Source organism: Mesorhizobium intechi (genome assembly GCF_002879535.1).
GTDB classification, from domain to species: domain Bacteria; phylum Pseudomonadota; class Alphaproteobacteria; order Rhizobiales; family Rhizobiaceae; genus Mesorhizobium; species Mesorhizobium intechi.
Map to the genome: position 1 here is coordinate 1 of NZ_PNOT02000085.1, position 24,231 is coordinate 24,231.

Annotated in this window: 23 protein-coding genes; 9 read left to right on the forward strand and 14 right to left on the reverse strand. The window is 63.6% G+C overall.

Annotated features, from left to right (window positions below):
- Positions 1–32: 32 nt before the first annotated feature.
- Complete coding sequence (locus tag C1D09_RS08020; protein ID WP_143973769.1) at positions 33–941, reverse strand: PhzF family phenazine biosynthesis protein; 909 nt, start codon at positions 939–941, stop codon at positions 33–35.
- Positions 942–1,042: 101 nt separating this feature from the next.
- On the opposite strand from C1D09_RS08020, the gene C1D09_RS08025 reads away from it, so the two are divergent.
- From C1D09_RS08025 to C1D09_RS08040, 4 genes are all read left to right on the forward strand, one after another.
- Positions 1,043–2,335 (forward strand): efflux RND transporter periplasmic adaptor subunit, encoded by a 1,293-nt coding sequence (locus C1D09_RS08025; protein ID WP_143973770.1) that lies wholly within the window; start codon positions 1,043–1,045, stop codon positions 2,333–2,335.
- A gap of 4 nt (positions 2,336–2,339) precedes the next feature.
- Entirely contained in the window at positions 2,340–3,041 is a 702-nt protein-coding gene (locus tag C1D09_RS08030; RefSeq protein WP_143973771.1) for an ABC transporter ATP-binding protein, read from the forward strand.
- A gap of 103 nt (positions 3,042–3,144) precedes the next feature.
- Positions 3,145–4,362: an ABC transporter permease gene (locus C1D09_RS08035; RefSeq protein ID WP_143973772.1), complete on the forward strand. Its 1,218-nt coding sequence runs from the start codon at positions 3,145–3,147 to the stop codon at positions 4,360–4,362.
- A gap of 125 nt (positions 4,363–4,487) precedes the next feature.
- The gene (locus tag C1D09_RS08040; RefSeq protein WP_143973773.1) at positions 4,488–4,730 is read left to right on the forward strand and encodes a hypothetical protein; all 243 of its coding nucleotides are present in this window, start codon (positions 4,488–4,490) and stop codon (positions 4,728–4,730) included.
- On the opposite strand, the gene C1D09_RS08045 is transcribed toward C1D09_RS08040, so the two are convergent.
- On the reverse strand, positions 4,727–5,443 hold the full coding sequence (locus tag C1D09_RS08045) for a hypothetical protein (protein WP_143973774.1): 717 nt from the start codon (positions 5,441–5,443) through the stop codon (positions 4,727–4,729). The two genes, C1D09_RS08040 and C1D09_RS08045, sit on opposite strands and share 4 nt — an antisense overlap.
- A gap of 20 nt (positions 5,444–5,463) precedes the next feature.
- Positions 5,464–6,579: an endonuclease/exonuclease/phosphatase family protein gene (locus C1D09_RS08050; RefSeq protein WP_143973775.1), complete on the reverse strand. Its 1,116-nt coding sequence runs from the start codon at positions 6,577–6,579 to the stop codon at positions 5,464–5,466.
- A 188-nt stretch (positions 6,580–6,767) separates the two neighbouring features.
- On the opposite strand from C1D09_RS08050, the gene C1D09_RS08055 reads away from it, so the two are divergent.
- Complete coding sequence (locus tag C1D09_RS08055; protein ID WP_143973776.1) at positions 6,768–7,334, forward strand: BA14K family protein; 567 nt, start codon at positions 6,768–6,770, stop codon at positions 7,332–7,334.
- Positions 7,335–7,418: 84 nt separating this feature from the next.
- On the opposite strand, the gene ilvC is transcribed toward C1D09_RS08055, so the two are convergent.
- The 3 genes from ilvC to C1D09_RS08070 form a co-directional block, all read right to left on the reverse strand.
- Positions 7,419–8,438: a ketol-acid reductoisomerase gene (ilvC, locus tag C1D09_RS08060; protein ID WP_143973777.1), complete on the reverse strand. Its 1,020-nt coding sequence runs from the start codon at positions 8,436–8,438 to the stop codon at positions 7,419–7,421.
- A gap of 26 nt (positions 8,439–8,464) precedes the next feature.
- Positions 8,465–9,118, reverse strand: coding sequence for a TetR/AcrR family transcriptional regulator (locus C1D09_RS08065; RefSeq protein WP_143973778.1), 654 nt, complete (start codon positions 9,116–9,118; stop codon positions 8,465–8,467).
- A gap of 171 nt (positions 9,119–9,289) precedes the next feature.
- Positions 9,290–9,748 carry a MarR family winged helix-turn-helix transcriptional regulator gene (locus C1D09_RS08070; protein WP_143973779.1) on the reverse strand — a complete coding sequence of 153 codons (459 nt, stop codon included), beginning with the start codon at positions 9,746–9,748 and terminating at the stop codon, positions 9,290–9,292.
- A gap of 98 nt (positions 9,749–9,846) precedes the next feature.
- Between C1D09_RS08070 and C1D09_RS08075 the strand changes: the two genes are divergently transcribed.
- Positions 9,847–10,152 (forward strand): Rieske (2Fe-2S) protein, encoded by a 306-nt coding sequence (locus C1D09_RS08075; RefSeq protein WP_143973780.1) that lies wholly within the window; start codon positions 9,847–9,849, stop codon positions 10,150–10,152.
- A gap of 1 nt (position 10,153) precedes the next feature.
- Positions 10,154–10,885, forward strand: a complete 732-nt coding sequence (locus C1D09_RS08080) for a glutathione S-transferase family protein (protein WP_167514520.1) — start codon at positions 10,154–10,156, stop codon at positions 10,883–10,885.
- A 38-nt stretch (positions 10,886–10,923) separates the two neighbouring features.
- On the opposite strand, the gene C1D09_RS08085 is transcribed toward C1D09_RS08080, so the two are convergent.
- The 3 genes from C1D09_RS08085 to C1D09_RS08095 form a co-directional block, all read right to left on the reverse strand.
- Entirely contained in the window at positions 10,924–13,704 is a 2,781-nt protein-coding gene (locus C1D09_RS08085; RefSeq protein ID WP_167514521.1) for a CHAT domain-containing protein, read from the reverse strand.
- A gap of 62 nt (positions 13,705–13,766) precedes the next feature.
- Positions 13,767–15,026, reverse strand: a complete 1,260-nt coding sequence (locus C1D09_RS08090) for an FAD-dependent oxidoreductase (protein WP_167514524.1) — start codon at positions 15,024–15,026, stop codon at positions 13,767–13,769.
- An 81-nt stretch (positions 15,027–15,107) separates the two neighbouring features.
- Positions 15,108–15,518 carry a winged helix-turn-helix transcriptional regulator gene (locus C1D09_RS08095; protein ID WP_143973784.1) on the reverse strand — a complete coding sequence of 137 codons (411 nt, stop codon included), beginning with the start codon at positions 15,516–15,518 and terminating at the stop codon, positions 15,108–15,110.
- Positions 15,519–15,654: 136 nt separating this feature from the next.
- Between C1D09_RS08095 and C1D09_RS08100 the strand changes: the two genes are divergently transcribed.
- Entirely contained in the window at positions 15,655–16,548 is an 894-nt protein-coding gene (locus C1D09_RS08100; RefSeq protein ID WP_143973785.1) for an SDR family oxidoreductase, read from the forward strand.
- Positions 16,549–16,582: 34 nt separating this feature from the next.
- Here the strand turns inward: C1D09_RS08100 and C1D09_RS08105 are convergent, their stop codons facing one another.
- The 4 genes from C1D09_RS08105 to C1D09_RS08120 form a co-directional block, all read right to left on the reverse strand.
- Positions 16,583–17,614 carry an SDR family oxidoreductase gene (locus tag C1D09_RS08105; RefSeq protein WP_143973786.1) on the reverse strand — a complete coding sequence of 344 codons (1,032 nt, stop codon included), beginning with the start codon at positions 17,612–17,614 and terminating at the stop codon, positions 16,583–16,585.
- A 41-nt stretch (positions 17,615–17,655) separates the two neighbouring features.
- Complete coding sequence (locus C1D09_RS08110) at positions 17,656–19,575, reverse strand: potassium transporter Kup (protein ID WP_143973787.1); 1,920 nt, start codon at positions 19,573–19,575, stop codon at positions 17,656–17,658.
- A gap of 176 nt (positions 19,576–19,751) precedes the next feature.
- Positions 19,752–21,665: a potassium transporter Kup gene (locus tag C1D09_RS08115; RefSeq protein WP_143973788.1), complete on the reverse strand. Its 1,914-nt coding sequence runs from the start codon at positions 21,663–21,665 to the stop codon at positions 19,752–19,754.
- Between the two features lie 99 nt (positions 21,666–21,764).
- Positions 21,765–22,505, reverse strand: coding sequence for a pyridoxine 5'-phosphate synthase (locus tag C1D09_RS08120; protein ID WP_143973789.1), 741 nt, complete (start codon positions 22,503–22,505; stop codon positions 21,765–21,767).
- Positions 22,506–22,665: 160 nt separating this feature from the next.
- Between C1D09_RS08120 and C1D09_RS08125 the strand changes: the two genes are divergently transcribed.
- A complete protein-coding gene (locus C1D09_RS08125) occupies positions 22,666–23,085 on the forward strand; it encodes a SpoIIAA family protein (RefSeq protein WP_143973790.1) in 420 nt (139 codons plus the stop codon).
- A 2-nt stretch (positions 23,086–23,087) separates the two neighbouring features.
- On the opposite strand, the gene C1D09_RS08130 is transcribed toward C1D09_RS08125, so the two are convergent.
- Positions 23,088–24,215 (reverse strand): ATP-dependent DNA helicase, encoded by a 1,128-nt coding sequence (locus C1D09_RS08130; protein ID WP_010910153.1) that lies wholly within the window; start codon positions 24,213–24,215, stop codon positions 23,088–23,090.
- Between the last annotated feature and the right edge of the window lie 16 nt (positions 24,216–24,231).

Consider the following 24,231-nt stretch of genomic DNA (forward strand, 5'->3'; position numbering starts at 1 on the left):
TTTCCCGACAAATCGACAAACCCTTCCCGCGATCAGACGAAAAGCTTCCCTTCCGCCACCTTGACCGCATGGCCGCCAATGCGCGCCGAGGCCAGTTTTCCGCCCTGCACTGTCAGCTCCAGGCGGATGCGCGACGGCCGGCCCATCTCCAGCCCCTGCTCGATCCACAGCTGCGAAATGCCATCCGTCGGAGCATCGAAATCCATGATGGCGCCGGCAAAGGCCGCCGCTGCCGAACCGGTCGCCGGATCTTCGTAGGAAGGCGTGCCCGGCACGATCATGCGCACATGGAAGGCGCTTTCATGGTTCACAGTCTCACGGCAATAGACGTAGGGGCTGGCGAAGGCCCACTCGCTCTTGCGCGGCGCCAGTTCCGACCAGACCTGGTTGTCCAGCCGGATGCGGCTCGCGACTTCGAGATTGGCGACCGGAATGGTCACATAGGGCACGCCCGCCGACCAGAAGGCGACGCGGTGATTCTCGAAGCCGATCTCATGCGGCGCCAGGCCGAGGGCGGCACCGATCGCCTGCGGATCGGCCTCGAGCTTCAACGGTTCCGGCAATTTCGCCAGGTCGAACTCGGCGAAGGTAGCGCCATCATGCGTGCTGACGGCGCAGCGCACCGGGCCGATGTTTTCCTCCAGGACGAAGATGCCGGCTCCGCCCTCGCCGGCCATTTCGGCAAGCGCGATTGCCGAACCCACCGTCGGGTGGCCGGCGAACGGCATTTCATAATCCGGCGTGAAGATGCGGATGCGGTTTTTGTGCTTGGGGTTGTCCGGCGGCAGCACGAAGACCGTCTCGGACAGGTTGAATTCGCGCGCGATGGCCTGCATCCCTGCCGTATCCAGACCTTTGCAATCCAACACCACGGCCAGCGGGTTGCCGGCCAGTCGCTCGGTCGTAAACACATCGTAAAGCAAGTAATTCCGGGTTTGCATTCCTGCCTCAATCCCAACATGGGCAAAATTTAATTTGATATTTGAACCGGTAACCCTGATCTGTGCACAGATAGGGACACTACGCATCATAGGGGTCCGACGTGGACCAGATTGTCAATCCGCCAAAGACGGAATCGGATTCCGCCATCGAGACGGCGCTCGGGCTCGATAAGAAGGGGCGGAGCAGGACGCGCCGGCGTGGCTGGCTCTATGCGTTGCTGACCCTGATCGTGCTCGCCGCAGGTCTTGGCCTCTATCAGTGGTATGCGGGCACGCCCGCGAGGGTCGATTACACCACGGTGCCCGCCGCCAAGGCCGACCTTACCGTCCAGGTCTCGGCGACAGGCACGCTGCAGCCGCTCACCCAGGTCGATATTTCCAGCCAGCTCTCCGGCATCATCCGCTCGGTCTCGGTGAATGAGAATCAGCAGGTGAAGAAGGGCGACGTGCTGGCGGCCCTCGACACCACCAAGCTGCAGGTGCAGATCGAGCGCGCCGAGGCTTCCGCCAAGGGCGCGGCCGCCAATGTCGAGGATGCCACGGTGACGCTCGCCGAGAACGAGAGCGCGCTGGTGCGCGCGGCCGCCTTGACCAAGCGCGGCATGGCGACCGACCAGTCGCTGGAGGCGGCAACGGCGACGCGCGACCGCTCGAAGGCTGCGCTTGATAGCGCTCAGGCCAATCTCGCCATCGCCAATGCCGATCTGAAATCGCAGCAGACCGACCTTGCCAACAGCACCATCTATGCGCCGATCGACGGCATCGTGCTGACGCGCTCGGTCGATCCCGGCCAGACGGTCGCCTCCTCGCTGCAGGCGCCGGTGCTGTTCATCATCGCCGCCGATCTGCGGAACATGGAGCTGGTGGCGGCGGTCGACGAGGCCGACATCGGCGCCGTCAAACCAGGCCAGCATGCCCGCTTCACCGTCGACGCCTTCCCGGACCGGCCATTCGACGCCGAGATCCGCGACATCTCCTATGCCTCGGTCACGACGGACGGCGTCGTCACCTACAATGCGCGGCTCGAGGTCGACAACACCGAGTTGTTGCTGCGCCCCGGCATGACCGCAACGGTTTCGGTCGTCACAAGACAGGCCAAGGATGTGCTTACCGTGCCCGCCAGCGCCTTCCGCTATCGCCCGACGCAGCAGGCAGCCCGCGCATGGAGCTTCAGCGACCTGTTCACCGGCCGCATGGGCCGTCCGGGCGGCAATCGTCAGCGCCAGGCTGCAACCGCCCCTACCGACGGTTCGCGCACACTCTATGTGCTGGAGAACGGCCGGCCGCATGCGGTCAACGTCAAGGTCGGCTCGACCGATGGGGAGCTGACCGAGATCACGTCCGGCCTGGAGGAAGGCGCGCAGGTCATCACCGCCTCGCAACTGCGGAGCTGAGGCCATGGGCGCGCCCCTGATCACCTTCGACAAGGTCTGGAAGAGCTATGGCCAGGGCGAGGCCCGGGTTCACGCGCTGGCCGGCGTCGACCTCGCCATCCGGCGCGGCGAATTCGTCGCCATCATGGGCCCGTCCGGCTCGGGCAAATCGACGGCGATGAACATCATCGGCTGCCTCGACACGCCGACGGCCGGCACCTACTCCTTCATGGGCGTCGACGCCGGCCGGCTCGACCGCAACCGTCGCGCCATGCTGCGCAACCTTTATGTCGGCTTTGTCTTCCAGGGCTACAATCTCCTGGCGCGCACCACGGCGGCCGAAAATGTCGAACTGCCGCTGATCTATCGCGGCGTGGCTAGCCGAGAGCGCCGCGACCTTGCCATGCAGGCGCTCGCCCAGGTCGGCTTGGTCGGCCGCGAGCATCACACGCCGGCCGAACTCTCCGGCGGCCAGCAGCAGCGCGTGGCGATCGCCCGCGCCATCGTCACGCGGCCGACGCTGCTCGTCGCTGACGAGCCGACCGGCAATCTCGACACCGCCCGCACGCATGAGATCATGGAGTTGCTGACGAAGCTCAACAGGGAGCTCGGCCTGACCGTCACCATGGTCACCCACGAGGCGGACGTCGCCGACTATGCCGAGCGCACCATCCGCTTCCTCGACGGCCACGTCGCCTCCGACACCGCGAATCTGGAGACGGCTTAGCCATGATCCCGGAAAGTGGAATCCGGTGTTCGGTCAGGATCACGGCCACTCAGGAAGATAGAGCCCCATCCCGGCTCTTTCGGGATGGGTTAGGCCCTATATCATGATCTGGGAAACCGTCCGCCTCTCGCTTCGCTCGATCCGCCGCAACGTGCTGCGCTCGTTCCTGACGCTGCTCGGCATCGTCATCGGCGTCGCCGCCGTCATCGCCATGCTGACCATCGGCTCCGGCACGACGCAGAAGGTCAAGGCCGACATCTCCAAGCTGGGCAGCAATCTTCTGGTTGTTCGTGCCGGACGGCCGGCAGGTCCCGGCGGCCCGGGCGGGCTCGACCAGGTGGTGCGGCCGCTGGCCGAGAAGGACCTTGCGGCGCTGGTCGCGCACCTGACCGGCGCGCGCGCCATTTCGCCGGCCTCGCAAAAGCAGGTCCGCGTCATCTTCGGCACCGAGAGCCTGACCTCGGGCGTCACCGGCACCGACAGCGCCTATCTCGATGCGCGCGACTGGAAGCTGGTTTCGGGCCGTCCGTTCAGCGATTCCGAAACCCGCTCGGGCACCGGCGTGTGCCTGATCGGCGAAACGGTGCGCCAACAATTCTTCGGCGCGGGCGATCCAGAAGGCGAAATCATCCGCGTCAACCGCACCTCCTGCAAGATCATCGGCCTGCTCGAACCCAAGGGCTACACCGGCTTCGGCCAGGACCAGGACAATGTCGTGTTGATGCCGCTGCACGCCTATCAGCGCCGCATCGCCGGCAATCGTGACATCGACAACATCTACATCGCCGCGGACGACCGCACGCCTACCGGCGAGCTCCAGCCGCGCGTCGAGGACATTTTGCGCGATGCGCGCCGCATCACGCCGGATCGAGAGAGCGATTTTGGCATCCGCGACATGACCCAGATCGCCGACGCCATGGCCAGCGCCACCACCACCATGACCGGCATGCTGGGGGCGGTCGCCGGCGTCAGCCTTCTGGTCGGCGGCATCGGCATCATGAACATCATGCTGGTCTCGGTCACCGAGCGCACGCGCGAGATCGGCATCAGGCTCGCCATCGGTGCGCATGAAAAGCACATCTTGATTCAATTCCTGGTCGAGGCGACGGTGCTGTCGCTGCTCGGCGGCATCATTGGGATCCTGATCGGCCTGGCGCTCGCCGGCCTGGCAGCGGTGACGCTGACAATACCCTTCGCGCCGAGCCCGGCCGTCATTCTGCTCGCCGTCGGTTTCTCGGCGCTCATCGGCATGGTGTTCGGCTTCTTCCCGGCCCTGCGTGGCGCCAGGCTCGACCCGATCGACGCGCTGAGGCACGAATAGAAAGCCGGCCCGGTCCGCCACGATCAACGGCTGTTCGCAACCTCGGATGCCTGCCTGCACCGGCAGCACTGTCGCCCGCCGGTCGACGATGCTAGGGCAAGACATCTCCGGTTGAGGAACGACACATGAGCAGGAAGGCGCGACTTGTCCCGACGATGGTGATCATCGAGGCCGCCCTGGCAGGCATCTGGTGGTATCTCGCCCGCTTCGGCATGGCCAATCCCAATCGCGTCACGTCGGATTTCCAGGCAGTCGTCGGCCAGACCATGGGAATGGCCATGGGAGGGTTGCTGGGCATCGGCTTGATCTTGTTCCTGGTCGCGGCCCGCAACGATCGCAAGGCGGCGCAGGAGAAGACGCGCCGTTAAGCCACGCCGGAAAAGTGCCACTCGATCAGCGGCTTCATATACGATGTCAGCCCGTCCGGCAGGTCGCCGGCATGGCGTATGACCACCGGCCCTTCGATCTCCGGATCCGCTTCGCCGGCGACGAAGGCTGAGATTCGCCGCGCGATCTCATCAGCCGGCGCCGGCTCGTGATAACGGCGGAAGATCACCGTGCCGCTGTTCGTGGACAGGGCGTGGTAGCGCTCGCCGCGTTCAGCAGCCGACAGGTCGAGGCCGGTCTCCTCGCGCACCTCGCGGATCATGTTGAAGTCGACATCCACCAGCCCATCGCGGAAATCGGCCGGCTCGAACGAACCGGCGGCGAAATAGACGCGGCCGGCATTGACCGTGTGACGTCCCATGCGGATCGCGACCAGCGCGTTGTCGCCGGCCACCAGCATGGCATGGGCATAGGCATGCTCGGCTCCGGAATTCTCGCGCCGCTTCCGCCAGAGCATGAAGGTGGCGTAGTTGACCGCATGGCAGCGGCCGATCAGGCTATTGTCACGCCAGGCAAGCTGCGACAGCAGCACCACCGTGCCGTCGAACAGCGCCGGATTGGCCGTTATCTCGCGCCGCCAGTTCTCGGCGATCGCCTCGGCATTATCCCTGGCGAAGGGATGCGGGCCCGGATCGAGCCGGACGTCGACGGTATCGACGGGCAGGATGACGTTGCGCGGAAGATCGAAACTCATGCGTGTAGCCCCAATGCCGCCTATCGAGCCATGTCCAGCGTGATAGCCACCGGACAATGGTCCGACGCCTTCGGCCGGTCCCAGCCGGCGCGCGGAAAGCGCTCGACTTCCTGGCCAGCCGGAAAGATCGTGCGCCACGGCTGGCCATTGCGGATGATGTCTGGAACAGCGGTGGCGTTCTTCGCCGCCAGCCCCCTGGACAGCAGGATATAGTCGAGCTGGCAGAGATGCCGCTCGTCGGGTCCGCGCGTGTGATAGAAAGTCCAGCGGTTCATTTCCGGACGACGCTCGATGACGTTCTCACAGAAGCCGCCGGCGGTCAGCACGTCGATGCAGGATTGCGCCTCGTCGATCACCTCGAAATGGTAGCCGTCGACATCATCGCCGGCGATCTTCACGCGCTGGCGGTAATCGTTCATGTCGCCACAGATCGCCCAGTGCTTGTCGGCGGCATGATCCGCACCGAAGCGCTCCTCGATGATCCGGCGCACGGCTTTCGCCTCGGCGATGCGCACCGGCATCGTCGCCTCGCGCCCGTCGAGCCCGTTGCGCGGCGAGCCCATCGACTTGAAATGCACGAGATAGAGCGTCAGCGGCACGCCGCCGACGGTGATGTCGACTTCCAGGCAGTCGCGCCGGAAGATGCGTTCATTGGCCTGGCTGCCGAGGGCCGCCAGTTCCGGGGTGTGCAGCCCGAACTGCTCGTAGGTGACATAGGCATGGCTGGTCATGCGCACGAATTCGATCGGCTGGCCCTGCGCGGTCTCGTTGCGCATCATCACGGCGACATCGATGCCGCGCGAGTCGTTGCCTGAGGTGGTGTATTTCTGCCGGTAGCCCTGCCCCACCATCTTGAACAGATAGCCGTATTCGAAGGCTTCCAGCGCCTCGATATTGTCGACCTCCTGCATGCAGATGATGTCGGCCCGGGTGGCGGCGATCGCCAGCGCCGTCAGCTGGCGCGTGTCGTCGGACTGCGCGATGGCACGGGCCTGCTCCAACAACTTGTATTCGGCTTCGCTCTGTATATCGAACAGCGCCAGCGTCCGATCCTCGTTGAGCTGGTTGCGATAGCCGGAAAAGTCGAACCTGTTCATCAGGTTCTCGACATTGAAGGTGGCAAGGCGCAGCGACATGCCTTGACCTTTGCCCGCAAGAGCGCCGGAACACAAGATCGCAAGACCACAAGCCAAGATCGATTGGACCTGACGGCATTCGCGCCATGGTTGACGGAACCTTTCCGTTCATCCGCCGTTCAGACGCAGAGATCCACAGTGGACCCATTCCAGGGTAGGCGTGGGGCCTTCAGCTCTTGGAGAGTGTTATGAATTCGCTCTTTTCATCCACGGTCAAATCGGGGCTCGTCGCCCTGGGGATCATATCGGGCATCACGGCGCCATCGGCCGCCGGACCGATCATGCAACCGGATCTGGCGCTTCCCACAAGCACGGCGGCACCGGCGGTGACGCCGGTGCGCGATGGATGGGCCGGCGGCAATAACCGCCCGGCCTACAACGACGACTGGAGATGGCGCCGGTCAGGCCACTGGAACGGCGGTCGGCAGTGGAACCGCAACAACTGGGACGGCGGAAACTGGAACCGCGGCGATGACTGGCGTTGGCGTCGTCATCACCATCGCCGCTACTATGATGACGGTGCGGGCGCCGCGATCCTTGGTCTTGGCCTAGGGCTCGGCCTGGGCAGCATGTACAACAACTACAACAACTACGACTACTATGCGCCGGCACCGCGCCGCTATTACCGAGCCGGGCGGCTTTCCAACGCCCATGTCCGCTGGTGCTATAACCGCTACCGGTCTTACCGCGCCTGGGACAACACGTTCCAGCCTTATGGCGGCCCGCGCCAGCAATGCTGGTCGCCCTATAGCTGAGCCGTAGGCCGGACCGAACAAGTTGAAACGAAAACGGCGCCTCGCGGCGCCGTTTTTGTTTTGATCAGGAAGAACGGATTCCGCTCAGTTCTTGGCCTTGTCGACCAGCTTGTTCTTCGAAATCCACGGCATCATCGCGCGCAGCTTGGCGCCGACTTCCTCGATCTGGTGGCTGTCGTTCATGCGGCGAATGCCCTTGAAGCGCGACAGGCCGGCGCGGTATTCCTGCATCCATTCCGAGGTGAATTTGCCGGTCTGGATGTCCTTCAGCACGCGCTTCATCTCGGCCTTGGTCTCGGCGGTGATGATGCGCGGGCCGGAGACATACTCGCCCCATTCGGCGGTGTTCGAGATCGAGTAGTTCATGTTGGCGATGCCGCCTTCATAGATCAGGTCGACGATCAGCTTGACCTCGTGCAGGCACTCGAAATAGGCCATTTCGGGCGCGTAGCCGGCTTCCACCAGCGTCTCGAAGCCGGCGCGGATCAGTTCGACCAAGCCGCCGCACAGCACGACCTGCTCGCCGAACAGATCGGTCTCGCATTCCTCGCGGAAATTGGTCTCGATGATGCCCGAACGACCGCCGCCGACGCCGCAGGCGTAGGACAGTGCCAGGTCAAGAGCATTGCCCGAGGCATCCTGGTTGACGGCGACCAGGCACGGCACGCCGCCGCCCTTCTGGTATTCGCCACGCACCGTGTGGCCCGGGCCCTTGGGCGCGATCATGACGACGTCGACGGTCGACTTCGGCTCGATCAGGCCGAAATGCACGTTGAGGCCGTGCGCGAAGGCGATCGCCGCGCCGTCGCGGATGTTCGGCGCGATCTCGTTCTTGTAGATGTCGGCTTGCAGCTCGTCGGGCGTGGCCATCATCATCAGGTCGGCCCATTTGGCGACGTCGGCGACGCTCATCACCTTGAGCCCGTCGGCCTCGACCTTCTTGGCGGTCGCTGAGCCGGCCTTGAGGCCGATGGCGATTTCCTTGGCGCCGGAATCCTTGAGGTTTAGCGCATGCGCCCTGCCCTGGCTGCCGTATCCGATGATGGCGACCTTCTTGCCCTTGATCAGGTTGAGATCGGCATCACGATCGTAATAGACGCGCATTTTTAGTTCCTTCCCGTTTTGTAAGATCAGAGGCCCTGCGGCCCGGTTTTTGCTCCGAAAAGAGCGAGAAACTGCTGCGTCGCCCGCACGGCATCGCCGCCGATCGTCGCCTCAGTCAATTCCAGCCGGTCGCCGAGCAGCAGACGGATCTGCACGTCGCGGGCGACCAGCCCGAAAAAGCTACGGAATGCCGTCTCGGCATCCGCGAAATCGAGAAGCCCGGCCTGGCGCCCGGCCTCGAGCACCGGCTTCAGGCGCTTGGCCAACGCGAAGCGGCCATTCTCCAACACGACGGCGCCAAGGTTGTCCTTGCCAGAACCGGCATGGCCGACAGCCACCCGGTTGAGCGCGATGGAGGTGTCGCTGGAAATCACCTTCAGCCAGTCGGAAGCAAAACGCTCTAGGCTCACCGTCAGCGAGGCAAGGTCGAGTCCCTTGGCGTCGACTGGAGCCACGCGCACCTTGGAGGCCTGCCACTGCACGGTCGCCGTCAACAGCCCGTCGCGGTCGCCGAACCATTTGTAGAGTGTTTCCTTGGAACAGCTGGCCCGCCGCGCCACCGCCGTCATTGTCAGCTGATCGCCCTCCTCGACCAACAACCGCAACGCCGCATCCAGAACGGCCTTCTGCCGCTCGGTCAGCGTCTCGCTGGTGTCGATGTCAGGCACGATGTGCAACACGCTCTTCCTTCGCGGACAGGCAAGCCAAGTCATTCCGGCGAGCCGTACCGTACGTTACGGTTCGCCATATTGCGCAATCCGGTCCGGTGCGCAAGGGGGCGGCGTGGAAAAAGATCGACGGCCGCGAGGCGCCAGCGCCGTCATTGAGACGTCGCCGCACTGCGGCCAGGATCAGTCGAGGACAGGCGCATCACGCAGCCGGCCAAGCAGCGCCGACATCATCTTCAGCTCATCCGCTGAAAGTTTGCCGCCAACCAGCTCGGCGATTGACCGTCCGTAGACGGCCCACATTCGCCGACGCGTTTCGCGCCCCTTGGCCGTGATACGGATGGTCTGGCCGCGACCATCATCGGCCACCGGCAGCTTCTCGACCAGACCGTCGGCCTCTAGCCGGGCCAGCAGCCGCGAGATGTTGTACTGCGCAAACAAAGTGCGCTCGATCAATTGAAACGGCCGCAGCCCGCCCTCGCCCGCCTCGGCGAGCTCGTGGAGCACGTCGTACCAGGCGAGCGGCGGCAGACCGCTCTCCTTCAGCCTGTCTTCGGCGTTCTCCACCAACTCGCGCGAAACGCGCATCAGTCGGGCCCAGGCCGTGATGGCTTCCGGCGAAGGTGTGGCTTTCTCGGTCATGATCCATCCTAGGCGATAGATGCAGATGCATCAAGCTTGACGATAGATGCAGCTACATCTATATAGATGCAGTTGCATTAACATCGAAAGGCAAACCGATGAAACACGAAATCTGCAAGGTCGCCGACGTCCCCGAGACAGGCAGCCTGATCGCCCCGTTCTTCGGCCGCGAGGTCCATGTCTGGCGCAGCGGCGAACGCATCCGCGCCGCCGCCAATGCCTGTCTGCATTTCGGCGGACCGTTGGACTGCAAGGATGGCAGGCTGGTCTGTCAATGGCACGGCGCCGCCTTCGACATGATTTCGGGCGAACGCATCGACGGTCCGGCGCCCAGGAATTCCCGTCTGATGTTCCTGTCGACCCGCGTCGAAAACGGCGCGTTGAACTATGTCTGGGGAGAGTGAAATGACCGACAGGCTCGTTCTCGTGAGCCACCCTCTCTGCCCCTATGTCCAGCGTGCGGCGATCTCGCTGACCGAGAAAGGCGTGCCGTTCGAGCGCGTCGACATCGACCTCGCCGACAAGCCGGACTGGTTCAAGGCGATCTCGCCGCTCGGCAAGGTGCCGCTGTTGCGCGTCCGGCAAAATGGCGACGAAACGACAATCTTCGAATCCGCGGTCATCCTCGAATTCCTCGAGGAGACGCAGGCCAAGCCCCTCCACCCGGCCGACCCCTACGCCCGTGCCCGGCACCGTGCCTGGATCGAATATGGCTCCGCCATCCTCAACGCCATCGGCCGGCTCTATTCGGCACCGACCGAGGTCGGTTTCCTTGCCGAGTGCCGCGCGCTGTCGGCGATGTTTGACCGCCTTGAGGCCGAACTGGCGGGCGATGCCCTGCGGAGCGCGCCATGGTTCGCCGGCCACCGCTTTTCGCTGGTCGATGCGGTGTACGGCCCTGTCTTCAGATATCTCGACGCGTTCGACCGGATCGGCGATTTCAGCATCCTGGACGGCAAGCCGCACGTCCAGGCCTGGCGGAAAGCGTTGAATGATCGTCCGTCGATCAAGCACGCCGTAGCGCCGGATTATCCGCAGCGTCTGCATGCTTTCCTGCAAGCGAAGGGATCCTTCCTGTCCAGCCTCATCCGCCACGGCGATCAAGCCGGACCATTTGCTTTGGCACGATCGGCTTGAACGCACGGATCGCGAGCAAGAATGAGCTTCGAGCGGCCTCAGTTCTCGAACATGACAAAGGCGGCCCAGACCCGCGGATCCTGGGCGCCTGATATCTTGCCGTCGCGGGCATCGCGGCGGGCCTGGCGCAGCGCCTCCGGATAGGTTTGTCCCGCCGCAAGATGGCCGTAGAACCCGACCATGAAAGCAGCGGTTCCGGCGTCGTCCACGGGCCACAGCGTCAGCAGCGAGCGTTTAGCGCCGGCAATGTCGATTGCCGTCGGCAGGCCGCGCAAACCGCCGACGAACGTCTCCTGGCCGCGAGCCGTCTCGCAGGCGGACAGGACAAGCAGGTCGAGGCCCGACAAATCCCAGTTCATCAATTCCATGCCATAGAGCCGACCGTCATCGTCATCACGTTTCATCGACTGCCGGTCTCCCGACTGCGACAGCACGACCTGGCTCTGCCAAAGCGCGTTGACGGCGCGCACGCCGCCCTCCTTCTCATCACGGTAGGCGCCATGGGTAGCCAGATGCGCAATCGTTGCCTGCTCCATACCCTTGCGCAACATCCGCTCGCTGGCCGCCGTTCCGGTGAGCATCTCGACCGAATAGTGATCGGCGCCCAGGATCGAGGCGATCGCGTCGACCTCTTTGCGTGTACCTGGCAGCGGCTCCGCCCCTTTCTCCGAGCCGCGCGCATAGTCCAACCCGCCGGCCAGCAACGCTTTGCCCGTCTTGGGAAGACTCTGATCGACGCCGGCATTCAACAGCGATTCCGGCCGCGTCAGCATACGCACGACGAAACGATCATCGAGCGACGCCCCCCTGCCGTCCTGCAGCAAGGGGAATGGCACCGAAAACAGTTTCCCGTCCGGCACCACGAAAAGCGTATCGGCGCCGCCAAGCGACGGCTCTAACGGCGCGATCAGGCCGGTATAAAGCCCGGTGAATGTGGCGTTCAGATCGATCAAGGTCACGGCGCCCCGTTCCTGCGCGGAGCGCGTCGACCTCAGGCTCGCCATGCGTGTTTCGTGAGCGGCCGGGATGAGCCGGCGGGGATCGCCGAGATCATAGAGAGACGGCTGCCGATCCTTGCGGGTGACGATCGCATAGAGGCGCTCGTCTTCCAGCGGATCGGCACTCTCCCGATCTGCCCGCCATTTGCGGGTGATGAAGTAGTCGATCAGCGCCTCGTTTGGCTTCAGCAGGGCGCCGGCCGACGGCAGCGGCTTGTCCACCACGCTCTGGCTGAAACTGTATCTGGCCATGACTCTGGCCGTGGCCTTCTGGTATGCCGCTTCAACCTGCTCCGGCTGCACTGCCCCTGGATCGTCGGAACTGTCACCGCTGGAGGCAGCCTCCTGATAGGCCAGGGACAGCCGGATCCCGGCCTGGATCGAATACCGCGTCTCCGCATCGTTCGGATCGATCAGGCGGGACAGTCTGCGCAACAGATCGCGTTTTTCGTTTTCAAGCGTCGGCCAGCGGCGCACGGCTTCGGCAAACGCCGGCACCACCGATGCATTGCCTTTTGCGAGCCGGGCATAGTCGTACAGCATGTCGTCGGCCAGGGCGCGGCTGGCCTCGGCCACGATTGGATTGCCCGCGGTGCTCACCTGGAACCAATTCCAACGCAGCATGTCTTCGTCGAGAGCCGCGAAATCGGCAGCCGCCTTCTGCGGGTTCGTCTTCGCCTTGAGATTTGCGATGGCCTGCCGCGCGGCAAAGGTCAGCGGGTGGACCACCCCGTACGTCGCTTCGGCGATATTTTGGGCGCGCTCAAGCTGGCCCATGCCGCTTTCCCTGTCGTCCATTGCAATGAAATGCGCGGCGAGCAGGTTGGCGATCTTGATTGCCAGTATTTCGGGATAGTTCGGGTCGGTGGTCAGTTGTTGCAGCCGTGCCAGCGTCGGCTGATCGAGCGGCTGCGCGCCAGAGATCGCCCTGGTATAGAGCAGCCACGCATCAGCCTGTTCGACCAGATTGCCTTCCTGCTTGAGAACGACGGCAATGTCTCGATCCTGCTGGAAGTAGCGCAAGGCCTCGTCGTATTTGCCAAGGTCCAGATAGTCCTGCGCGGTGTTGTTGGCGCTGACCAAAACGTTGAAGTGATCCGAGCCGTAGTAGCCGATCCGCTTCTCCAGCACGGCCAGATCGTATTGCAAGGCACGAGTCGGAGCCCCCATCTGGCGCAGCATGTCGGCCAAATTGTTCTGCAGCTTCCAGATGAAACGGTCATCGGTACCGGCTACCTGCTCTGCCACCTTCAGATTACCCTGTTCGATGTTGATCGCCGACGCGATTTGGCCGAATGCGGCGACCCCAGTCGCCAACACATCGTTGGCAAACAGGAGTTCCTGGGATTCCTTGCCGTGATAGCGGGCGTATAGATTGGTGGCTGTCGCGCACATGGAAACGAAGCCCTGATAGTCCTTCTCGGCCTGCTTCAGCATTGCGTAGTTGAGATAAAAGTCGCCGCGCTTTTCGACATCCTGCTGCATCGCCTGGGTCTTCAAGCCTTCGGCAAAAATCTCTTCGGCGTAGTCGAGGATCTGGTTGTTGAGGAAAGTCGCGCCGGCGTTCGAGTAACTCTCCACGGTGAAGTCGTAGAGGTCGCTTCTGGCGGCATCGAGCAGCGTTGCGCGCAATTGCGCATAACCCTCATCGAAGCGTCCGGCGACCATCATCAGCTTATAGGCCGTGTCAATACGGGCTTTCAGCGCCTCTTCAGTGCCAGCCGCCGCCGGCTGGCTGGCTTGGTCTGGCGTCTGGGCTTGCGCCTGCGGTGAGAGAAACGCTACCGCCAGCATCACCATGACAGATGCAACAACGCGCATCAGATGTTGCGATTCTCGCGTTCTGAACATGGCGTGCATGCGAACCGGCATGGCGAAAAACTCTATGAAGCGGTCGTATCATGACCTGAATTTTGAGCGAAGTGCCATCGCGCTTCCGTCAATCCTGCCCGCCTGAACGGGTTGATCATCGTGCCGGCGACCATCGACGCCAGAAACTGCGGCGCCGGCGGAATTTTCGCGACGGTCGCCACCAGCCTGTCGCGGATGAAGGGCAGTGCCACCGAATCCGACTGGTAGAACGGCGTGAATGCCAGCGACAGCGCCTGGAACAGACGCACGTGCCAGCGGCGCGCCTTGGCATAGGCTTCGAGTGCTGTTTCGATGTTCTGCGTGCGCGCCAGCGCGTGGCTGAGCGCCGCGGCATCGAGCAGCGCCATATTGGCCCCTTGCCCAAGCTGCGGACTGGTCGAATGCGCCGCATCGCCGATGACGGCAAGCCTGCGGCCAACCGGAACCTTCATCGTGTGATGGCCGTAGCGGGCCAGCGACAGCTGGTCGAAACTGTCGATCTGACTGGTGAACGCCTCGCTTTGCGGCCACAGCCGCACCACCCTCTCCTTCCAGGCGTCGATACCGACAGCACGCACCGCATCGACATCGTCGGGCTTCAGGCTCCAGAAGAAGGCCGCCATCTTCTCCGCGCCAGGCTCCGGCCGGCCGATCGGCAGCACGCCGATCATCACGCTGGCCTTGTCGTAGCGCTGTGACAGCGCGTGCTCGTCAAAGCCTTCGCCACGCCAGCGGAGCGATGCCCAGAACGCGCCATAGGTGAGTGACCGTGGCGCGCCCGCATTGGCCACGCTCCGCCGCAGTTTCGAGCGCGAACCGCTGGCGTCGACGACCAGATCGAAGGGCCCCGCCTTTGGCCCATTGCCTCCGATCAGCCTCGCCCGTTCGCCAGCTTCCACCGCCTCGATCTCGACGCCGGTCTCGATGGCGATGGCCTCGTGCCGGGCGGCGCGAAAGAGCACGCCGAACAACGCCGCACGGTGCACGGCCAGGCCGAAACGGCCGCCGCGCTGGGCGTCGTAGCGGACGTCGAGCACGGTCCGCCCGCTCGAGGCATCGGCGCCATGCAGACGGTCGATCCGGGCGCCGAGCGCCAGTATGGCGTCGAGCAGGCCGAGATCGGCCAGAACGGTCAAGCCGGTCGGCTGCAGGATCAGCCCCGAGCCGACGGGCTTCGGCTCTTCGAAGCGCTCGAAGATGGTGACCCTGTGCCCCGCCCGCTTGAGATACAGCGCCACGGCCAGCCCCGCCGGACCTGCGCCTGCGATTGCAATGTCGTAGGAAATGCCGATGCCCCCAAGCCCGAACTGGCCAGCACAATCCTTCAGCCGCCGGGCGAAATCAAGCCGTGCCGTCGAACGCTGCCCGGCGGTTCAAGCCTGTGTCGCGTCGAAACCGGCGCGTGCCTCGCGCACCGCGTCGTGGTTGAGTTCGGCCCACTGGATCAGATGGTGCAGGGCGCCGAACATCGAGCGTCCGAGGTCGGTGAGGCTGTATTCGACGCTGGGCGGCTTGGTCGGGAACACTTCGCGATGCACATAGCCGTCACGTTGCAGATCGTGGAGCGTCTGGGTCAGCATGCGCTGCGAGATGTCGGGCACCAGCCGCCGCAATTCGCCGAAGCGATAGGGTTGCTCGGCGAGCGCCGCCATCAGTAGCGAGCTCCATTTGCCGTTGAGCCCGTGGATGACCTCGCGGACCGGACAATCGGCAAGGTTTCCGCCACCGGCCATGGCTTTGTAGACGTCGAGCTTGGACCTCAGATTGACGATCCGGCTGTCCATGGCTGGTTCCCTGCGTGTGCCTACCTCCCGAAAAACTGCCTTCTTTACGGCACGGGGTCAAATCCTATTTTAGTGCTGGTCTCTTTTTGAGACCATTAAGAGCACCCGCCATGCCGGCGCAAAATCAGGATCTCCCATGAGCGAAACCCTTCTCGTCACCGGTGCTTCCGGCCAGCTCGGCCGCAGCGTCATCCACTATCTCCTGGACACGCACAAGGTTCAGCCGGCGAAGATCATCGCCACCACCCGCAACCCGGAAAGCGTCACCGATCTGGCGGCGCGTGGCATCGTTGTCAGGGCCGCCGATTTCAACGACGCGACCTCGCTGGAAAACGCATTCAAGGGCGCCGACCGGGTGCTGATCATTTCGACCAGCGATCTCGACCTAAAAACCGGCAGGCGTTTGAAGCAGCATGAGGCGGCGGTGGCCGCTGCGAAGAAAGCCGGCGTTTCGCATCTGCTCTACACCTCGATGCCCAATCCGGAGCCGGTTTCGCCAGTGCTGTTTGCCGGCGACCACTACGGCACCGAGCAGGCGATCAAGGCCAGCGGTATCGCCTATACGATCTTCCGCAACGGCTGGTACCAGGAGAACCTATTCATGGCACTGCCGAACGCCATTGCCTCGGGGCAGTGGTATACGTCCGCGGGCGACGGCCGCATCGCGCATGGGGCGCGCGACGACATGGCCGCGGCCATCGCCGCGGGCCTCGCCTCCGGTTCGACCGACAGCGAGACCTACACGCTAACCGGCCCGCAGGCCTATACGACAGCCGAAATCGCCGCCTTGGTGAGCGAGGTTACCGGCAAGCCGCTGGCAGTCATTCAGCTGCCCGACGAGGCCCTGACCGAAGGCGTGAAGGCGGCCGGCGTTCCCGAGGAATTCGCTCGGGTCATCGTGTCTTTCGACGCCAACACTCGGTCCGGCCGCATCGCCATGGCAACGGACGCGGTCGAAACGCTTTCCGGCAGGAAGCCGCGGACGCTGAAACAGTTCCTCGAAGCCAACAAGGCCGCACTGGCTGGTTGATCGGTGCGCGGCGGGCGGCCTCCCTCCCGCCGCGCTACTTCTTGAGCAGACCGAGCCGGATCAGACTCTCGCCGGTGGCGGCCAGCGCGTCTTCACGCGAGCGCGGCGCCCAGCCGAGCACGCGCACCGCCTTGGCGTTGGTGGCATTCTTGACCTTGCCCAGTTCCGTCACCAGCTGCGCGGCTTCCGGGTTGAACAGTCCCACGATCCGCACCAGCCAATCGGGAAGTTCCCGGGTCTTGACGCGAGCCGCCGCGTCGCCGAGCCGCGTCTTCAAGGTCTGAGCGATTTCCCGCACAGTCATGAAATCGCCTGATACCGCCAGGAAGCGCTCGCCTTTGGCGGCCGGATTGGTCATGGCGCGCACATGCAGGTCAGCCACGTCGCGTGCGTCGACCACGCCGAAGGATAGGCGCGGCAGCCCCGGCATGGCACCGTTCATCATGCGCTGGACGAATTCGGTGGAGGTCGAATGGTCGAAGCCGAGCACAGGCCCGAAGATGCCGACCGGATTGACGACAGCCAATTCCAGCCCGCCGCCTTCGGCGGCGATGAAATCCCAGGCCGCGCGCTCGGCAAGCGTCTTCGACTTCACATAGGCGCTGACCTTGGCCGTCGGATCGGTCCAGCCCTCCTCGGTGAACGGCCGGCCGTCGGGCGGCATCTTGCCATAGCCGATGGCCGCGAAGGACGAGGTCAGCACGACGCGTTTGACACCAGCGTCCCGCGCCGCCCGAAGCACCCGCAGCGCGCCCTCGCGAGCCGGAATGATCAGATCGTCCTCGTGATTCGGCACGCCGGGCGGAAATGGCGAGGCGACGTGGAGCACATAGTCACAGTCGGCCACCGCTTGCGGCCAGCCGGCGTCGCTCGTGAGGTCGGCCGTGGCAAAGGACAGCCGGCCCCGCTCGACGCCACCGGCCTTGAGCATGGCCAGCACATCGGCTTCACGCTTGGCGGAGCGCACCGTCGTGCGCACGCGGTAGCCCCCGTTCAGCAGGGCAAGGACACAGTGGGCGCCAAGGAAGCCCGATCCGCCGGTGACGACCACCAATTCGCCGCTCATGCCCGCCTCCACACCTTTTCAGGCACAGGCGATCGCGCTTGTCAGATCGCCACCTGCGTACCGATCTCTACCACGCGCCCGGTCGGGATCTGGAAATATTCGGTCGCGTCGGCCGCGGTGCGCGCCAGGCCGATGAACAGCCTGTCCTGCCACACTGGCATGCCGGAATTGGGCGAGGCTTTGAGCGAGCGCCGCGACAGGAAGAACGACGTCGTCATGATGTCGAACTTCCAGCCCTGCTTGCGGCAGATCGCCAGCGCGCGCGGAATGTTGGGCTGTTCCATGTAGCCGAAGGTCAGCGTCACCCGCATGAACAGCTCGTTGACCGTCTCCATCTTGACCCGGTCGCTGTCGGGCACCACCGGCTGCGGCGCCGTCACTACCGAAAGGATCACGTTCTGCTCATGCAGCACCTTGTAGTGCTTCAGGCTGTGCATCAGCGCTGTCGGCGCGCTGAGCGGATCGCTGGTTAGGAACACCGCCGTGCCGGACACCAGCTGCGGCTTCTTCTTCAGCAGATTGCCGGCGAGGAAATCGAGCGGGATCTCGTTGCGACGGGTCTTGTCGAACAGATAGCGGCTGCCGCGCACCCAGGTCCACATGCCCAGCACGATGGTGAAGGCCACCAGCAATGACGCCCATCCGCCTTCGAACACCTTGACGATGTTGGAAGCGAAGAAACCGATATCGATGAAGGCAAACAGCACCGTCAAGCTGATTGCAACCCAGAGCCGCCATTTCCAGATGCGGGTCATCACGACATAGAGCAGCACCGTCGTCACCAGCATGTTGCCGGTCACCGAGATGCCATAGGCCGAGGCCAGCTTGCTGGACTCGCCGAAGCCGACCACCAGCATCATCACCACCAATGCCAGCAGAAGGTTGACACGCGGCATGTAGATCTGCCCGGACTGCTTTTCCGATGTATGCAGGATTTCGAGCCGCGGCAGCATGTTGAGCTGCACTGCCTGCCTGGTCAGCGAGAAGGCACCCGAAATCACCGCCTGGCTGGCGATGACCGTCGCGGCGGTCGCCAGCACGACCATGGGAATCAGAGCCCAACCCTCGTTCATCTCGAAGAACGGGTGGCCGACGACGCCATTCTTGGCCAGCACGAAGGCGCCCTGCCCGGCATAGTTCAGCAGCAGACAGGGAAACACGATCGACAGCCAGGCCAGCACGATGGGCTTGCGTCCGAAATGGCCGAGATCGGCATAGAGCGCCTCGGCGCCGGTGACGGCGAGGAAGATGGCGCCGATCGTCACGAAGGCGACGTCGGGCGAGTGGATCAGGAAGGCGACGATGTAGTGCGGGCTGATCGCCCACAGGATCTCCGGATCGGCGATGATGTGCTTGAGGCCCGAAAGACCGATCGCCAGGAACCAGACCGCGGTCACCGGACCGAAGACCAGTCCCACGCCGCCCGTGCCGAAACGTTGCACCGCAAACACCACGGCGAGAATCACGAGTGTCAGCGGCACGACGTAGGGCTGGAAGGTGGGAGTGACGACATTCATGCCCTCGACCGCCGACAGCACAGAAATCGCCGGCGTGATGACCGCGTCGCCGAAAAACAGCGAGGCGCCGACGATACCGATGCCCAGGATCACCGCTGAACGCTTCGGGAAACTGCCGCGCGCCAGTGCCATCAGCGACAGCACGCCGCCTTCGCCGCGATTGTCGGCGCGCAGCACGAACATGATGTATTTGATGGTGACGATGATCGTCAGCGACCAGATGATCAGCGACAGGACACCGAGAATATCGCCTCGTTGCGCAACGGTGCCGTGGGAAGACGCCACCAGCGCCTCGCGAAAGGCATAGATCGGGCTGGTGCCGATATCGCCATAGACAACGCCCAGCGCGCCCAGCATCAGCACCTTGGTGCTATGCCGCTCGATCTCTGGATGGCTCGACTGTTCGACGGGTTCTGCCTCACTACCAGTGTTGGCAAGGGCCATGGACGACACTCCGATAAGCGCGCGGTGCTCTACGCTTGCTGCAATGCAATATCAAGTGCCGTTGCGTGATGGCTCCCATGCTGGCGACGCTAGGCTCCTTGGGAAATAGCCTACAATCCAGTGAATTCGTGGCCACGGGGCGTGGCGGGCGCCCATATGACCTGCCGTATCAGCCTTTAGATAGCGACTTGCGTACCGATCTCTACCACGCGCCCGGTCGGGATCTGGAAATATTCGGTCGCGTCGGCCGCGGTGCGCGCCAGGCCGATGAACAGCCTGTCCTGCCACACCGGCATGCCGGAATTGGGCGAGGCTTTGAGCGAGCGCCGCGACAGGAAGAACGACGTCGTCATGATGTCGAACTTCCAGCCCTGCTTGCGGCAGATCGCCAGCGCGCGCGGAATGTTGGGCTGTTCCATGTAGCCGAAGGTCAGCGTCACCCGCATGAACAGCTCGTTGACCGTCTCCATCTTGACCCGGTCGCTGTCGGGCACCACGGGCTGCGGCGCCGTCACTACCGAAAGGATCACGTTCTGCTCATGCAGCACCTTGTAGTGCTTCAGGCTGTGCATCAGCGCTGTCGGCGCGCTGAGCGGATCGCTGGTCAGGAACACCGCGGTGCCGGACACCAGATGCGGCTTCTTCTTCAGCAGATTGCCGGCGAGGAAATCGAGCGGGATCTCGTTGCGACGGGTCTTGTCGAACAGATAGCGCGTGCCGCGTATCCAGGTCCACATGATCAGCCCCATCAGGCAGGCAACCGTAATCGATACCCAGCCGCCTTCGAATATCTTGACGATGTTTGCCAGGAAGAAGCCGCTGTCGATGATGCCGAACAGCAATATCAGCGGCAGGGCGACCGCAAGCCTCCATTTCCACAGCTTGCGCATCACGACGAACAACAGGATCGTCGTCATGAGCATTTCGCCGGTCACCGAGATGCCGTAGGCGGAAGCCAGCGAACTCGAACTGCCGAAACCGACGACCAGCAGCATCACCCCCAGGGCGACGAGCAGATTGATGCGGGGCATGTAGATCTGGCCGAGTTGCATTTCGGACGTATGCTGCACCTCGATACGTGGCAGAAGGTTGAGTTGCACGGCCTGGCGGGTCAGCGAAAAAGCACCGGAGATGACTGCCTGGCTGGCGATGACGGTTGCGGCCGTCGCCAGCCCCACCATCGGCATCAGTGCCCAGTCAGGCAGCATCTGGAAAAATGGATTGGTCGGCCTCCCGCCATTGGCCAGCACAAAAGCTCCTTGCCCGAAATAGTTGAGCAGCAGGCATGGGAAAACCACGGAAAACCACGCCAACACGATAGGCTTGCGCCCAAAATGGCCGAGATCGACGTAAAGGGCCTCGGCCCCGGTCACCGCCAGGAACACCGCGCCGACAGTGACAAAGGCGGCGGTGGGTGTACTGGCGAGATAGGCGACCGCGTAGTAGGGATTGACGGCCAGCAGGATCGATGGATCGTCCGCCAGGTGATAGAGCCCTGCTACGCCGATAGCCAGGAACCATAGCGCGGTCACCGGCCCGAACACCGCCGCCACCTTTCCGGTGCCGAAGCGCTGTACCGAGAACAGGATGGCCAGGATGAGCAGCGTGATCGGCACGACGTAGGGGTCCAGTGTCGGCGTCACCACCCTGAGGCCTTCGACCGCCGACAGCACGGAGATGGCCGGCGTTATGATCGAATCGCCGAAAAACAACGCCGCGCCGCAAAGGCCGATCGCCAGAATGAGTCTCGCACCTTTGGGATAGGCGGTTCGCGCCAGCGACATCAGCGATAATGTACCGCCCTCGCCCTTATTGTCGGCGCGAAGCACGAAGGCGACATATTTTATCGTCACGATGATCGTTAGCGCCCAGACGATCAGCGACAGCACACCAAGCACTTGAGCGCGCGTATCGATACCGGGCGAAGCGTGAAGCGCCTCACGGAAAGCGTAGATCGGACTGGTACCGATATCGCCATAGACAACGCCGAGCGCACCCAGCATGAGAACTTTGGTGCTGTGCTGTTCGGCCCCGGAATGGCTCGATTGCTCGACGGTTTCGGCCTCGCTATCGCGACTGGCAAGGTCCATAGACCACTCCCCGACGAGCGCGCGGTGTTTCACGCATGCTGCGATGCGATGTCAATTGCACGCTATGGCTGCCATACCTGCAAGGCGAAACTCTACCCCCTACCACCCACAAGCTCTGAGAAACCGACCCACTGTGCCGGCCATGCCATACTCCAACGCGTCGGCTGTCAACCCATGTCCGATTGACACTTCGGCCAATGCCGGAATGCGCTTGGCCAGCGCCGGAAGATTGCCCACCGTCAGATCGTGCCCGGCGTTGACCTGCAGACCGGCGGCGAATGCCGCGTCGGCCGTTTTTCCCAATTGTTCCAGCTCCTTGGCGGCCTTTGCTGAATCGGAATGATAGCTGCCGTAAGGGCCGGTATAGAGCTCGATCCGGTCGGCGCCGGTATCGCGCGCGGCTGTCATGCCGGTGGGATCGGCGTCGGAAAACAGCGACACCCTGAAGCCGCCTTTCTTCAGGCGCCTGACGATGGGCGTCAGCAACGCCGCATCGGCGACGAAGTTCCAACCATGGTCGGAGGTCGCCTGCGCCGGATCATCGGGAACCAGCGTCACCTGTTCGGGCTGATGCTTTTCCACCAGCGCCAGGAAATCCTCGCTCGGGTAACCCTCGATGTTGAATTCCGCCCGCGGAAACTCATCGTCGATCAGCGCCCGGATCTGGGGTAGGTCGGAATGCCGCGTATGACGTTCGTCGGGACGCGGATGCACGGTCAGCCCATGCGCCCCGGCGGCGAGCGCAAGCCGGCCGATGCCGGTGACACTGGGCCATGGCAGGTCGCGCCGGTTGCGCAGCATGGCGATGGCGTTGAGGTTGACGGAAAGCTTTGCGGGCATGTCTGGTGTCCGTGAAATCAAGCGGTTAGGACGCGCCACGCCTATTCGTTCAGCCGCGGCGCGCTCGAGACTGGGGCATCTATAGCGTCTTTGACGGGAACAGATAGGGGTTTCCGGTGTTCCAGAAGATCGACCCTGTCTTGCGCAAGGAGGCCCACTCGTGAATTTCCTGCAATCCGTGCCGACAATCCGTCGCATCGACACCGATCGCGACGACCTGTTCGCCATCGATGTGGTCGGGCATGTCTCGGCGGCCGACGCGGAAAACCTGTTTGGCCTGCTTGAGGCGGCCTATGCCCTCCACAAGCGGATCGACGTGGCTGTACGCATCGTCGATCACGAAGGCGTCGACTGGACCGACGTCTCCGACGAGACCCTGAAGCAGGGCACCATCCATGCGCTGGAGCATATAGGTCGCTGCGCGGCGATAGGCAGGCCGGACTGGACGCCGGACGCGCGAGACGCCTTGCCCGTGTCCTCGCCCATCGAATTCCGCCATTTCAACGCCGAGGACGAAGAAGAGGCCTGGGAATGGCTTGGGGTCCGGCAGGTCGGCGTGCGCGAGAAGCCGGCCTCGTAAATCTATCGGACAATAGTCAATCGTTCGGCGGCGCGCGTAATCGCGGTGTAAAGCCAGCGCTGGCGCGTTTCCTTGAAGGCCCAGCTTTCATCGAACAGCACGATCTCGTTCCACTGCGAGCCCTGCGCCTTGTGCACGGTCAAGGCATAGCCGTAGTCAAAATCATCAAAGCGCTTCTTCTGCTGCCAGGGGATATCGGCGTCGGGATCCTCGAACGCAGCCTTGAGCAGCTTGATCTTGGCGACGCCGCGGTCCGGATCGTCCTCTTCCGGCGAGACCAGCAGATTGATGCCCGGCTTCACCGTCTCGCGTGACGATGTCATCACCTTCCACAGCGAGCCGTTGAGCAGGCCCTTGGCCGGGTCGTTGCGCAGGCAGACCAGCTTGTCGCCGGCCTGGGGATAGTCGGCGTTGAAGCCCTTGAGCTCGCGCAGGCGCTGATTGTAGCGGCGGCGCGTGCGGTTGGTGCCGACCAGCACCTGGTCCGCCTTCAACACCAGTTCCTGGGTGACGTCTTCCTTGCCGATCACCTGCGCGGTGCCGTAGTCTCCGCGCATGAATTCACGGCCTTCGCGCACGTCGAGCGCCAGCCGCAGGATTGGATTGTCGCGCGCCTGCCGGTGGATTTCGGTGAGCAGGAAATCCGGCTCGTGATCGGTGAAGAAGCCGCCGCCCGAAATCGGCGGCAACTGGCCTGGATCGCCCAGCACCAGGATCGGCGTGCCGAAACTCATCAGGTCGCGGCCGAGCTGCTCGTCGACCATCGAACATTCGTCGATGACGACCAGTTTGGCGCGCGAGATCGGGCTCTGCCGGTTGAGCGAAAAGGTGGGCGACATCGAGGTCTTGCCGGTCACCTCGTCCTCCACCGATTCCTCGCCCTTGGGCCTGTAGATCAGCGAATGGATGGTGCGGGCATTGACCGCCCCCTTGGAGCGCAGCACCTGGGCGGCCTTGCCGGTGAAGGCGGCGAACTGCACCTGGCCGTCGACATGTTCGGCGAAATAGCGTGCCAGCGTCGTCTTGCCGGTGCCGGCATAGCCGAACAGCCTGAACAGCTGCGGCTTGCCGGCTTGCAGCCAGCGGGCGACCGCTTGCAGCGCCTCGTCCTGTTGGGGTGAGAATTCCATCTAATCGTGTGACCGG

What these genes read in the sequence shown, in the direction of transcription:
- C1D09_RS08020 (WP_143973769.1), bottom strand. Translation starts at nt 941, where the DNA reads ATGCAAACCCGGAATTACTTGCTTTACGATGTGTTTACGACCGAGCGA.
- C1D09_RS08030 (WP_143973771.1), top strand. Translation starts at nt 2,340, where the DNA reads ATGGGCGCGCCCCTGATCACCTTCGACAAGGTCTGGAAGAGCTATGGC.
- C1D09_RS08035 (WP_143973772.1), top strand. Translation starts at nt 3,145, where the DNA reads ATGATCTGGGAAACCGTCCGCCTCTCGCTTCGCTCGATCCGCCGCAAC.
- C1D09_RS08040 (WP_143973773.1), top strand. Translation starts at nt 4,488, where the DNA reads ATGAGCAGGAAGGCGCGACTTGTCCCGACGATGGTGATCATCGAGGCC.
- C1D09_RS08045 (WP_143973774.1), bottom strand. Translation starts at nt 5,443, where the DNA reads ATGAGTTTCGATCTTCCGCGCAACGTCATCCTGCCCGTCGATACCGTC.
- C1D09_RS08050 (WP_143973775.1), bottom strand. Translation starts at nt 6,579, where the DNA reads ATGTCGCTGCGCCTTGCCACCTTCAATGTCGAGAACCTGATGAACAGG.
- C1D09_RS08055 (WP_143973776.1), top strand. Translation starts at nt 6,768, where the DNA reads ATGAATTCGCTCTTTTCATCCACGGTCAAATCGGGGCTCGTCGCCCTG.
- ilvC (WP_143973777.1), bottom strand. Translation starts at nt 8,438, where the DNA reads ATGCGCGTCTATTACGATCGTGATGCCGATCTCAACCTGATCAAGGGC.
- C1D09_RS08070 (WP_143973779.1), bottom strand. Translation starts at nt 9,748, where the DNA reads ATGACCGAGAAAGCCACACCTTCGCCGGAAGCCATCACGGCCTGGGCC.
- C1D09_RS08075 (WP_143973780.1), top strand. Translation starts at nt 9,847, where the DNA reads ATGAAACACGAAATCTGCAAGGTCGCCGACGTCCCCGAGACAGGCAGC.
- C1D09_RS08080 (WP_167514520.1), top strand. Translation starts at nt 10,154, where the DNA reads ATGACCGACAGGCTCGTTCTCGTGAGCCACCCTCTCTGCCCCTATGTC.
- C1D09_RS08085 (WP_167514521.1), bottom strand. Translation starts at nt 13,704, where the DNA reads ATGCGCGTTGTTGCATCTGTCATGGTGATGCTGGCGGTAGCGTTTCTC.
- C1D09_RS08095 (WP_143973784.1), bottom strand. Translation starts at nt 15,518, where the DNA reads ATGGACAGCCGGATCGTCAATCTGAGGTCCAAGCTCGACGTCTACAAA.
- C1D09_RS08100 (WP_143973785.1), top strand. Translation starts at nt 15,655, where the DNA reads ATGAGCGAAACCCTTCTCGTCACCGGTGCTTCCGGCCAGCTCGGCCGC.
- C1D09_RS08105 (WP_143973786.1), bottom strand. Translation starts at nt 17,614, where the DNA reads ATGAGCGGCGAATTGGTGGTCGTCACCGGCGGATCGGGCTTCCTTGGC.
- C1D09_RS08110 (WP_143973787.1), bottom strand. Translation starts at nt 19,575, where the DNA reads ATGGCCCTTGCCAACACTGGTAGTGAGGCAGAACCCGTCGAACAGTCG.
- C1D09_RS08115 (WP_143973788.1), bottom strand. Translation starts at nt 21,665, where the DNA reads ATGGACCTTGCCAGTCGCGATAGCGAGGCCGAAACCGTCGAGCAATCG.
- C1D09_RS08120 (WP_143973789.1), bottom strand. Translation starts at nt 22,505, where the DNA reads ATGCCCGCAAAGCTTTCCGTCAACCTCAACGCCATCGCCATGCTGCGC.
- C1D09_RS08130 (WP_010910153.1), bottom strand. Translation starts at nt 24,215, where the DNA reads ATGGAATTCTCACCCCAACAGGACGAGGCGCTGCAAGCGGTCGCCCGC.